At 64.1% G+C, this 10504-nt stretch carries 11 protein-coding genes and 1 pseudogene; 8 read left to right on the top strand and 4 right to left on the bottom strand.

Annotation, left to right across the window (positions count from 1 at the left end):
• From IVB50_RS27270 to IVB50_RS27250, 5 genes and pseudogenes are all read left to right on the top strand, one after another.
• Positions 1 to 130 (top strand): annotated as a pseudogene (locus IVB50_RS27270) (chemotaxis protein CheW); the annotation flags it as partial.
• Between the two features lie 31 nt (positions 131 to 161).
• Positions 162 to 548: a response regulator gene (locus IVB50_RS27265; RefSeq protein ID WP_018456638.1), complete on the top strand. Its 387-nt coding sequence runs from the start codon at positions 162 to 164 to the stop codon at positions 546 to 548.
• Between the two features lie 59 nt (positions 549 to 607).
• A complete protein-coding gene (locus IVB50_RS27260) occupies positions 608 to 1489 on the top strand; it encodes a protein-glutamate O-methyltransferase CheR (protein WP_018456637.1) in 882 nt (293 codons plus the stop codon).
• 2 nt (positions 1490 to 1491) lie between these two features.
• Entirely contained in the window at positions 1492 to 1806 is a 315-nt protein-coding gene (locus tag IVB50_RS27255) for a hypothetical protein (protein WP_018456636.1), read from the top strand.
• A 141-nt stretch (positions 1807 to 1947) separates the two neighbouring features.
• Positions 1948 to 2451 carry a response regulator gene (locus IVB50_RS27250; RefSeq protein ID WP_018456635.1) on the top strand — a complete coding sequence of 168 codons (504 nt, stop codon included), beginning with the start codon at positions 1948 to 1950 and terminating at the stop codon, positions 2449 to 2451.
• Positions 2452 to 2507: 56 nt separating this feature from the next.
• Here the strand turns inward: IVB50_RS27250 and IVB50_RS27245 are convergent, their stop codons facing one another.
• Positions 2508 to 2762, bottom strand: a complete 255-nt coding sequence (locus tag IVB50_RS27245; RefSeq protein WP_018456634.1) for a hypothetical protein — start codon at positions 2760 to 2762, stop codon at positions 2508 to 2510.
• A gap of 184 nt (positions 2763 to 2946) precedes the next feature.
• Here IVB50_RS27245 and IVB50_RS27240 point away from each other — a divergent pair, with 184 nt between their 5' ends.
• A complete protein-coding gene (locus tag IVB50_RS27240; protein WP_018456633.1) occupies positions 2947 to 3582 on the top strand; it encodes a response regulator in 636 nt (211 codons plus the stop codon).
• A gap of 117 nt (positions 3583 to 3699) precedes the next feature.
• Here the strand turns inward: IVB50_RS27240 and IVB50_RS27235 are convergent, their stop codons facing one another.
• The 3 genes from IVB50_RS27235 to IVB50_RS27225 all read right to left on the bottom strand — a co-directional run bounded on the left by IVB50_RS27235 (position 3700) and on the right by IVB50_RS27225 (position 8620).
• Positions 3700 to 7296, bottom strand: a complete 3597-nt coding sequence (locus tag IVB50_RS27235; protein WP_247298157.1) for a PAS domain S-box protein — start codon at positions 7294 to 7296, stop codon at positions 3700 to 3702.
• Positions 7274 to 7702: a response regulator gene (locus IVB50_RS27230; RefSeq protein ID WP_018456631.1), complete on the bottom strand. Its 429-nt coding sequence runs from the start codon at positions 7700 to 7702 to the stop codon at positions 7274 to 7276. Before IVB50_RS27230 ends, IVB50_RS27235 begins: the two co-directional genes overlap by 23 nt.
• A 201-nt stretch (positions 7703 to 7903) precedes the next feature.
• Positions 7904 to 8620 (bottom strand): GntR family transcriptional regulator, encoded by a 717-nt coding sequence (locus tag IVB50_RS27225; RefSeq protein WP_018456630.1) that lies wholly within the window; start codon positions 8618 to 8620, stop codon positions 7904 to 7906.
• A gap of 94 nt (positions 8621 to 8714) precedes the next feature.
• On the opposite strand from IVB50_RS27225, the gene IVB50_RS27220 reads away from it, so the two are divergent.
• Together IVB50_RS27220 and IVB50_RS27215 are read left to right on the top strand one after the other, a co-directional pair.
• Positions 8715 to 9734 carry an ABC transporter substrate-binding protein gene (locus IVB50_RS27220; protein ID WP_018456629.1) on the top strand — a complete coding sequence of 340 codons (1020 nt, stop codon included), beginning with the start codon at positions 8715 to 8717 and terminating at the stop codon, positions 9732 to 9734.
• Positions 9734 to 10495: an ABC transporter ATP-binding protein gene (locus tag IVB50_RS27215; RefSeq protein ID WP_018456628.1), complete on the top strand. Its 762-nt coding sequence runs from the start codon at positions 9734 to 9736 to the stop codon at positions 10493 to 10495. The genes IVB50_RS27220 and IVB50_RS27215 overlap by 1 nt, the downstream gene beginning before the upstream one ends.
• The last annotated feature ends 9 nt before the right edge of the window (positions 10496 to 10504 follow it).

The following is a 10504-nucleotide window of genomic DNA, read 5'->3' as shown; positions in this document are numbered from 1 at the left end:
CCCCGTCAATCTCGACCCCCGCATGGCCAAGCTCGCCGGCGGTGTCCACCGTCTCGACGGCCAGCTCATGGTCGTCCTCGACGTCGATCGCGTCCTCGAACTCAAAACCGAAGTGCAAATGGCTGCGTGAGCCCCAAAAACATCGAAGCCGGAGAACCCAAATGAAGACGTGCTTGGTGGTCGATGATTCCAGCGTCGTGCGCAAGATCGCACGCCGGATCCTGGAAGGCCTGCAATTCGAAGTCACGGAGGCCGAGGACGGCTCCAAGGCGCTCGAGGTCTGTCAGCGCAAGCTGCCCGACGCGGTGCTGCTGGACTGGAACATGCCGGTGATGGACGGCTTCGAGTTCATGGGCCACATGCGCCGCCTGCCGGGCGGCGACCAGCCCAAGGTTGTATTCTGCACCACCGAAAATAACGTGGCTCATATCGCTCAGGCGCTCAGCGGCGGCGCCAACGAGTACATCATGAAGCCCTTCGATAAAGACATCATCGCCGACAAATTCGCAGAAGTCGGCTTGATTCCGGTCGGACAAGCCATGGTCTGAGTGTCTGGCGGAGTGTTCCAGCCAGAGTGTTCCCAGTACAGCTTCCGAGAGGCCTATCCGTGACCCCGACCGAGTATGATTATCTGCGTAAGTTCCTGAGGGATCATTCCGGGCTCGATCTGTCCGCAGACAAGCAATATCTGATTGAAAGCCGGCTGTTGCCGCTGGCGCGCAAGGCCGGGATCTCCGGCATCGGCGAGCTCGTGCAGAAGCTGCAAGGCGCTGGCTCGGGCGCGCTCGTCACCAGCGTGGTCGAGGCGATGACCACCAACGAGACCTTCTTCTTTCGCGACAAGGTCCCGTTCGATCATTTCCGCGACACCATCATGCCGGAGATCATCAAGGCCCGCGCCGGCCGCCGCAGCGTCCGCATCTGGTGCGCCGCCGGCTCCACGGGGCAGGAGCCCTATTCGCTCGCGATGAGCCTAAAGGAGATGGGTGCGGCCCTAACTGGCTGGCGCGTCGAGATCATCGCGACCGACCTGTCGCAGGAGGTGCTCGAGAAGGCCAAGGCCGGCATCTACAGCCAGTTCGAAGTGCAGCGCGGACTGCCGATCCAGATGCTGATGAAATATTTCAAGCAGATCGGCGAGACCTGGCAGATCAATCCCGAGCTGCGGGCGATGATCCAGCACCGGCAGCTCAATCTGCTGCACGATTTCGCTCAGCTCGGCACCTTCGACGTCATCTTCTGCCGCAACGTGCTGATCTATTTCGATCAGGACACCAAGATCAACATCTTCAACCGGCTGGCTCGCCAGATCGAGGGAGACGGCTTCCTGGTGCTGGGCGCGGCCGAAACGGTGGTCGGACTGACCGACACGTTCAGGCCGATTCCGGAGAAGCGCGGTCTCTACAAGCCGAACGACCCGCGCGCGGCGGCCGCCAAGCCGGTTCTTGCCGGCGCAGCGCCGCGCCTAGCGGTCATGGCGGGACGATAGGCATGGCCGAGGATGGCAAAGGCGCGGAACGCGTGACGTTCAGTCGCGGCTATGATGTCTGCATCATGGCCATCGACGGCACTTGGCGCCGCGACTGCAAGCTCAACGCGATCTCCGACACCGACGCCATCCTGACGGTGGAAGGCTCGATTCAGGGCCTGAACCTCAAAGAGTTCTTCCTGCTGCTGTCGTCCACCGGCCTTGCCTACCGCCGCTGCGAATTGGTGCGCGTCAACGGCGTCGAAATGGACATTCAATTCCTGCGGGGCAAGAACCGGAAGAAGCGGGCCGTCGGTGGCCGTGACGAGGCGGCGTGATCTTCACGTGCGTCGCGTCGCCGTTTTCCGCGACGTTGGTTCGCATTTGCTGAAACATCCGACTGAATTTGCCGTCGCGGCTTTACGTCGCCTAAGCGCGAACGGTGTATCCATTGCCGGTCTCAATCTCAGGATACGGCAATGCCCAGAAGCTCTTTCTCCTCTCTCCCGTCAAACCTGCCCGACGCCGCCGAGCGGCGCGCGCTTCAGCTTCTGGTGGTCGATGACGACGGCACACAGCGCAGCCTGATCACGATCGCGGCCAAGCAGGCCGGCCACGAGGTCACCGTGGCGCCGTCCGTGGCCGAAGCGATCGAGAAACTCCGCACCGCGCGCTTCGACTGCGTGACACTCGATCTCGTGCTAGAGGATGGCGACGGCATGGACGTGCTGGGCGAGATGGCCAAGGCGAAATTTGGCGGCGCCGTGATCGTCGTCAGCGGCATGGACGGCAAGCGCCGCAGCGCCGCCCGCAGCTTCGCCCGTTCCGTCGGGATCGAGCTCCAGAGCCTGCCCAAGCCGCTGGATCTGGCCGCGTTGCGCATCAGCCTCGCCAATCTCGGCAAGACCGCGATGGGCCTGCCGGCGATCCACACCTGGGGCGGTGTCGCCACCGACGCGATCGTGGAGCGGCACCGCGCCTGATCCGCGGCCGGCCATGCGATGAAAGAATGCGGTCGCCGCGTCGCAGCGATCGCGATCTACAGCGTACCGCTGGCCTCCGACAGGCATTCCAGGGCGTGGCCAAGGCCCGCCCGGCAGGCGTCGAGCGCGGCGATCGCCCTGGCATACCGGGGTGTGACATCGTCGAGCACGAAGACGTCGGCGGAACTTTCCGGATCGCTCCCGTGTTCTTGAGCCATGGCTGTGGCGGTCCGGCGCATGCTGCTCTCGATCTGCGAGATCAGCACGCGAAGGTCGGCCGCAATCAGCTCACGGCTCTCGACTTCGGGCATTGCCACGAAAGGCGGTAGCGGCCAAAATTAGCATGGATATTCTCCGTCCTCTGCAATTAGGCGCCTCGCCGCTACTTGTGCGTCAAGTTCATGTCCCGTACAAATACGGTGGGCCGAATCCGCGCCGAACGCCATAACGGTTGGGGCGGACGCGAGTCCTTCATGCCAACCGGATGTGTGGCACATGGCCGAACAAAGCTCTCGCGGTGAAATCTTCGTGGTCGACGACGACGCTGCCGTTCGCGACACCTTGTCGATGGTGTTGAAGGCGGCGGGCTATGAGGTGATCTGTTTTGCGGACGGCGCAGCATTGCTCTCCGTCGCGCGAAGCCGCACACCTGCAGCGGTCCTGCTCGACGTGCACATTCCCGGCAAGTCCGGGCTCGATATTCTCAATGAGCTGCACGGCGAGGACTATCCGGCACCGATCTTCATGATCTCCGGACAGGGCGATATCGCGATGGCGGTCGGGGCCATCAAGAGCGGCGCGCTCGACTTCATCGAGAAGCCGTTCCGCGGCAGCGAGATCGTCGGCCGGCTCGACGAGGCGATCGACGCCTATGCCCGCAGGCAGTCGGAGAACGCAGCGCCGAAGTTCGGCTCGCTGCATTTCCCCGGGCGCGAGCCGTTGACGCGCAGGGAGCGCGAGGTGCTTGAGCAGTTCGCCGCCGGCGCTTCCAACAAGGAGGCCGGCCGCACGCTCGGCATCAGCCCGCGCACCATCGAGGACCATCGCGCCAACATCATGAAGAAGCTCGGTGCGCGCAATGCCGCCGATCTGATCCGGATCGTGATGACCGCGGCGCAGCGCGCGTCGTAAATTCCGTGGGCGACATTTCGTAGCCCGGATGAGCGAAGCGACTTCCGGGACCTGGCTCGTGGTGTTCCCGGGTATCGCTTCGCTCACCCGGGCTGCGGGCTCTCACCCGACGCGCCATCAACTGTTCAACGCCTTGCGGATGGCCCGCGCCAGATCCGATTTGCGATAGGGCTTCGCTAGCAGCAGAACGCCCGAATCCAGCCGGCCGTGATGGATGATCGCGTTCTCGGTATAGCCGGACGTGTAGAGCACCCGGAGATCGGGACGCGTTCTCTGCAGTTCGTCGGCGAGCTGCCTTCCGTTCATCTTGCCGGGCATGATGACGTCGGTGAACAGGAGGTCGAACGGTTTTCCGGCGGCGACGATTGCGAGCGCCTCCGCGGCGTTCGCAGCCTGCAAGGTGACGTAGCCGAGCGAATGCAGCTGTGCCAGCACGTAGTCGCGCACCAGCCGGTCGTCCTCGACCACAAGGATCGTCTCGTGTCCGCCCTCGATGGTCGCCGGCGTCACGCCCTCGCCGACCGCCGTCGGCGTCTTGCCGGGCGGCAGGTACATCTTGATCGTGGTGCCGTGGCCTTCCTCGCTGTAGATCTTGATATGGCCCGCCGACTGCTTGATGAAGCCGTAGACCATCGAAAGCCCGAGTCCGGTGCCCTTGCCCGGTCCCTTCGAGGTGAAGAAAGGGTCGAACACCCTGGCCAGCATGTTGGCGGGAATTCCGCTGCCGGTGTCGCTCACGGCGATCAGCACGTAGTGTCCCGGCGGGACGTCGTTGACGCTGGCATAGACCTCGTCGAGATAGGCCGCGCCCGTCTCCACGATCAGCTTGCCGCCGCCCGGCATGGCATCGCGGGCATTGAGCGCGAGGTTGAGGATCGCGGTGGTGAGCTGGCTGGGATCGACGATCGCGACGCAGTTCTCGTCCTCGAACACCGATTCGATATGGATCTGCTCGCCCAGCGTCGGCCGCAATAATTTCGCCGTGTCGATGATCAGCGCGTTGACGTCGATCTCGCGCGGCTGGAGCGGCTGCTTGCGCGCAAACGCCAGCAGGTGCTGCGTCAGCTCGGCGCCACGCCCGGCGGCCTCGTCGATCATCTTCGTGATCGCCGCGAGCTCCGGCTCGTTGGCCACCGCGTCGGCCAGGATCTCGATCGTTCCGGTGATGACGGTGAGAATGTTGTTGAAGTCGTGCGCCACGCCGCCGGTGAGCTGGCCGACCGCCTCCATTTTCTCGGCCTGGCGGATGCGCTCGTCGGCCGCGATCTTGTCGGTCAGGTCGCGGTAGAACGAATTGAAGAGAACGCCTTCGCGTCGCTGGAGCGCCGTGACGCTGAGCTCGGCCCTGAACTCCTTACCGTCGCGTCGCCGCACCAAAAGTTCGCGCCGTGGATTAGCCAGCGATTGTTGCTCGGATTCGAGAAAGAGCTTCAGTCTGGCCCTGACGCTTTCGCGCTCACTGGGGGCGACGAAAAGCTCAATCGCATTCTTGCCGATCGCCTCCTCACGGGTCCATCCGAAGAGCTTCTCGGCCTGCGAGTTCCAACTCAGGATGGCCCCGGTGTGGTCCGTCTGGGTGAAAGCATCGAGCGAGGTCTCGACGATGTTGCGCGCAAGCTGTTCGCTCTCCCGCAAGGACTCCTGTGCAAGCCTCGCTTCTGTCATGTCGCGCCCGACAAAGAAGTAGCGCTGGGCGTGGTCGGACCAGCTGCCGAGCCAGGACAGCCAGACCTCACGACCGTCCTTGTGGAAGCAGCGGGTGTCCGCGAGCTTCAGCCGCTCGCCGCGCCTGAGCGCGCGCATCTCGTCGCGCGACTGGTCGAGATGGCCGGAATGAATGAAATCGGCGCCGCTGCGGCCGATCATCTCCTCCGGCCGGTAGCCGAGAATGGCCTCGCTGCTCGGACTGATCTGCGCGATGTGGCCGCGCGCGTCCATCACCATGATCAGATCCTGGGAGGTCTCGAAGATCTGTCGCCGTTCCTCGAGCTGCTGCTGCAGCGCCCGCTCGGCCCGTCGCGCCTCGGTCAGGCTGCGCGCGGTGCCGGAGGCGCCCACGATCTCGCCCGATGGGCCCCTGATCGGCGACAGGCTGAGTGAGATTTCGACCGGCGTGCCATCCTTGCGCAGGCGCACCGTCTCGAACCGTTCCATCGGTTCACCTCCGGCGATCCGCCGCAAATAGTCCTTGCCTTGCTCGCGTCGGTCGGGTGGGACGATGATCGAGGTGGATTTCCCGATCGCCTCATTCGCCGAATAGCCGTAGAGGCGCTCGGCGGCGGCATTCCAGCCGGTGATGATGGCGTCGAGCGATTGCATCACGATCGCTTCGTCGGAGGATTCGACGGCGGCGCTGAACAAGCGCTCGCGCGCTTCATGATGGCTTCGCGCGGCCTCGGTGCGGCGATGCTCCTCGATCTCGCGTTCAAGCGCGGTCGTCTTCGCTCTCGTTTCTTCGACCATTTGCGCGAATGCCCGCGCCAGCACGCCTGTCTCTCCGCTCGCATCGACGGGAATCTCGGCGCGCCGTCCGCTGCCGATCGCTTCCACCGCCGCGGTCAGACGCCCGATCGGCCGCGTCAATGAGCGCGCCAGCAGTACCGCAAGCAAAGCTGCGGCAAGGACAGCAAGCAGGCCGACCAGTGAGGAGGCTTTTTGAATGGCCGCCGGAACGCTACTGAACACGGATGGTGGGGCCGTCTCGATGACTGCCAACCACTCCTTGCCGGCCAGCAGTGCCGGTGCGAGCGCCGCTCCACTCGGCCGGCCCGCTTGGTCGCTCGTAAGCTGCGTGGATCGTTGCGGCAGGCCGGCCCGGGCTGCAAAGAAAGGAAAGTCCCGGCGCCAATCGTTGGCGTTGCCAAGCAATGCACCGAATTCCCGCGCACGATCAGGGTGGACAAGATAGTCGCCACGCGAATTCACGACATAGATTTCTCCTCCTGCGCTCGTGGTCGAGCGGACGCGGTCGAGCGCAGGACGCATGTCGATATTGGCGATGACGATGCCGAACGGCTTGCTATCAGGCGTGAACAGCGGAGTCGCGACGCGCAACGTCGGAATGTGAGGGTCCGTGGTTCCTCCCTGCCGCGTGGCGAGATCGACGGGCGAAACATAGATGTCGCCCGGCGCCAATCGAATCGTCTCCTGGAAGTAGGTTCGGTCGCTCTTGCGTTCCAGTTCGCCGTCGGGGACGATCCGTGCTGTTCCGTTCGGGCCGGCGCGATCGACGCGGACCAACTCGCGCTGGTCGTCGTCAAGGCCGATGATTCGAAATTGCCCGTAGCTCGGTTTCGCGTCGATCTCGGCTGCGAGCCGGGCTGCGATGCGCTCGCGCCAGGTTTGCTCGGAAACGCCGTCGACATCGTCGAGGCCTCCACCGATGTGGGCACGGATCAGGCCGTTGATGGCCGCGGCGGAGCGATAACCGAGCAGATCGCCGCGCGCGCCGGCAACGTAGGATTCAAGATGGGTGGCCAGCAGGCTCGACTGGGCTTCAATCCGTTCCAGGACCCGCGGAATGACGGCCTGGGTGATATTGCGATAGCCGAGCCAGCCGACTGCGGCCACGGTGACCGCCACCAGCAGGATCATCGCGATGGCGAGCCGCGTAGCGAGTGTCATGGGGAAATCTGCACCGCTTCCTGAATGGCCGTGCCCGCGCTCGGTTGGAACAGAATGAAGGTTCTTGTCATCGGCGGCCGGTGCTGACATCCGGATTCCTCACCGATGCCGTCCGCGCCGCGTCCAGGCAGCCAGCGACCGCGGCGAGCAGCGCGTCGGCCCGGAACGGCTTCTGCAAGCTCGCCACCGCGCCGAGCTTGGTCGCCATCTTGAGGAAGTCCGGCTCCGCATGGGCGTCCGGCGTGAACGAACGGCCGGAAATGACGACGATCGGAATCGCCGGCTGCAGCGCCCGGATGTGGCGCATCGTCTCCAGGCCGTCCATGCCGGGCATGAAGATGTCGAGAAAGAGAAGGTCGAACTGGCCGGCCTCGAACAGCGCAAGTCCCTTGCGGCCGTCTCCGGCGACGGTGATTTGATGACCGGCCCTCTCCAGGAGCAGCCGAATCGTCATCTGCACGGCCGGATCGTCATCCACGATCAGGATGTTGGCCACGTCTGGTATCCTCCCGGGCCGGATGGGGTGTCCCAGCGACCGCAAATCAAACCATCAACTCTGAAATTGTTGCGCGGATTGCATCTGGCCTGCAAGCACTTCGCCATCGATCCCAAGATTGCTCGCAAAAGGCGAACTCGGTTGCGTCAATTTATGCACGGTGACGTGCACAAGCGCTCGCGACAACCGCGCGCCATATGCCTAGTCGGTCAAATATTCCGGATAGTGGCTTCGGATCGTGTCGAGCTCGCTCAACGTGCCCGACAGGTGCTTGCGCAGATGCTGTTGCGCAGCATCGGCGTCGCCGGCCTCGATCGCGCGCGTGATCAGCTTGTGGTGGCGGACGATGTTCTGGGCCTTGCCGGGTGAGGGCAGATGCATCCGGCGCAGCCGGTCGATATGTCCGCTACGGCTGCGCACCAGCGTCCAGAGTTCCTGCTTGCCGGCCGCGGCATAAAGCTGCGCGTGAAAATCATTGTCGCCAGCGATGAAGCTCTCGAAGTCTCCGGCCTTGGCGAATTGCTGCTGGAGCGCGATCGTGTGGTCGAGGCGTATGACCAGGGCTTCGCCGTGCTGCTGCGCGAGCAGCCGGACGATTTCGAGCTCCAGCGCCTGGCGCAGGAAATGGGCCTGCTCGGCCCGACCGACGTCGACGCGGCTGACGACGGTGGCGTGCTGCGGAAACACGTCGACCAGCCCTTCTTCCTCGAGCCGCATCAAGGCGTCGCGGATCGGCGTCGAGCTGACGCCGAATTGTGCGGCGAGATCCGTGCGCGACAGCGGCGAGCCCGGCGGCAATTCGAGCGCGAGAATGGCATTGCGCAGCCGCTCGAATACTTGCGGTGCGGCCTGCCGGGCCCGGTCGAGCCGCGCGCCGGGGCGGGGGGCTACGCGGGGCGCGGGTTCGGCTGGTTCCATGCGAAGCGCTCCGGCCAGCTTGCCTTTGATACACTAATGCATTAGTGCATTAGCAAGATCGCTCGTCAATGGCGGCCGGAGGAAACGAACAACAATGATCAAGCAATTTCAGTGTGGCCTCACGGCCGTCGCCCTGATCGCCGCAGCGGCGCTGACGGCTTCGCCAGCAAAGGCGCAGCAGAAGTCCGAGATCTCGCTGTCTCGCCAGCCCGGCATTTTCTACATGCCGAGCCACATCATGGAAAAGCAGAAGCTGATCGAGAAGCACGCCGCTCAGCTCGGGGTGGCCGGCGTCACCACCAAATGGGTCACCTTCTCCGGCGGCGGTGCGCAGACCGATGCGCTGCTCGCGGGCGGGGTCGACATCCTCAACACCGGCACCGGCAATCTGCTGCTGCTGTGGGACCGCACCCGCGGCGGCGTCAAGGGCATCGTCGCGACCTCGGCGCAGCCGATGACGCTGATCAGCCGCGACGCCAACATCAAGTCGATCAAGGATTTCGGCCCCAACGACAAGATCGCCGTGCCGACCGTAAAAGTCTCGACCCAGGCCATCGTGCTCCAGATCGCCGCCGCCGAAGCCTTTGGTCCCGACCAATGGTCGAAGCTGGACGTCAACACGGTGCAGCTCGGTCATCCCGACGCCTATGCGGCGCTGTCCAACGCCAAGCACGAGGTGCACACCCATTTTTCGATTCCGCCGTTCACCTTCCTCGAGCTGAAGAACGTGCCGGGCGCGCATGTCGTGCTGTCGTCGCCTGACGTGATGGGCGGCCCGCTCAGCCAGGCGCAGTTCTTCACCACCACGAAGTTCGCTGATGCCAACCCGAAAATCATCCAGGCCGTGCGCGATGCGACCAAGGAAGCTCAGGATCTGATCCGCAGCGACACCAGACAGGCGGTCGAGATCTACAAGGAGATCACCGGCGACAAGACCTCGGTGGAAGAGCTGCTCGATCTCCTCCAGGAGCCCGGCATGATGGAGTGGAATCTCGAACCGCAGGGCACGATGAAATTCGCCGCCCATCTGTTCAAGACCGGCACGCTGAAGACTCAGCCCAAGGCCTGGACTGATTATTATCTGCCCGTCGCCCACGATCTGAAGGGCAACTGATGGCGCTGCTCGACGTCAGCTCCGTGACGCTGCGCTACAAGACCTCCAGCGCCGTCGTCACGGCGACCGAACGGGTCAGCTTCACAGTCGACAGGTCCGACCGCTTCGTGCTGCTCGGGCCGTCCGGCTGCGGCAAGTCGACCCTGCTCAAGGCCGTCGGCGGCTACATGGCGCCGAGCGAAGGCCGCATGACCATCAACGACCGCGAGATTCGCGGTCCCGGCGCCGATCGCATGATGATCTTCCAAGAGTTCGACCAGCTGCTGCCTTGGAAAAGCGTGCTGGCCAACGTGATGTTTCCGCTGCTGACCGCGCGAAAATTGTCGCGCAAGGATGCCGATGCGCGGGCGCGGGCCTATATCGAGAAAGTGGGCCTCACCCGCGTGGTCGACGCTTATCCGCACACGCTCTCCGGCGGCATGAAGCAGCGCGTCGCGATCGCGCGCGGCATGGCAATGGAGCCCGACATCCTACTGATGGACGAGCCGTTCGCCGCGCTCGACGCGCTGACGCGGCGAACCTGCCAGGACGAGCTGCTCCAGCTCTGGAGCGAGACCAAATTCACCGTGCTGTTCGTGACCCACTCGATCGCGGAAGCGATCCGCATCGGCAACCGCATCCTGCTGTTGTCGCCGCATCCCGGCCGCGTCAAGGCCGAGGTGGTCGACGTCGACAAGGTCTCCAATGACGATGGCAGTGCCGGCCGGCTGGAGAAGGAGATTCACGATCTCCTGTTCGCCTCCGAAGCAACGGCGCATTGAGGGAGCCTC

It is taken from the genome of Bradyrhizobium sp. 87 (assembly GCF_023073015.1).
GTDB classification, from domain to species: domain Bacteria; phylum Pseudomonadota; class Alphaproteobacteria; order Rhizobiales; family Xanthobacteraceae; genus Bradyrhizobium; species Bradyrhizobium canariense_D.
This window is presented reverse-complemented; position numbering and strand designations above follow the sequence as displayed.

What these genes read in the sequence shown, in the direction of transcription:
- IVB50_RS27220 (WP_018456629.1), top strand. Translation starts at nt 8,715, where the DNA reads ATGATCAAGCAATTTCAGTGTGGCCTCACGGCCGTCGCCCTGATCGCC.
- IVB50_RS27265 (WP_018456638.1), top strand. Translation starts at nt 162, where the DNA reads ATGAAGACGTGCTTGGTGGTCGATGATTCCAGCGTCGTGCGCAAGATC.
- IVB50_RS27235 (WP_247298157.1), bottom strand. Translation starts at nt 7,296, where the DNA reads ATGTCAGCACCGGCCGCCGATGACAAGAACCTTCATTCTGTTCCAACC.
- IVB50_RS27215 (WP_018456628.1), top strand. Translation starts at nt 9,734, where the DNA reads ATGGCGCTGCTCGACGTCAGCTCCGTGACGCTGCGCTACAAGACCTCC.
- IVB50_RS27250 (WP_018456635.1), top strand. Translation starts at nt 1,948, where the DNA reads ATGCCCAGAAGCTCTTTCTCCTCTCTCCCGTCAAACCTGCCCGACGCC.
- IVB50_RS27225 (WP_018456630.1), bottom strand. Translation starts at nt 8,620, where the DNA reads ATGGAACCAGCCGAACCCGCGCCCCGCGTAGCCCCCCGCCCCGGCGCG.
- IVB50_RS27255 (WP_018456636.1), top strand. Translation starts at nt 1,492, where the DNA reads ATGGCCGAGGATGGCAAAGGCGCGGAACGCGTGACGTTCAGTCGCGGC.
- IVB50_RS27240 (WP_018456633.1), top strand. Translation starts at nt 2,947, where the DNA reads ATGGCCGAACAAAGCTCTCGCGGTGAAATCTTCGTGGTCGACGACGAC.
- IVB50_RS27245 (WP_018456634.1), bottom strand. Translation starts at nt 2,762, where the DNA reads ATGCCCGAAGTCGAGAGCCGTGAGCTGATTGCGGCCGACCTTCGCGTG.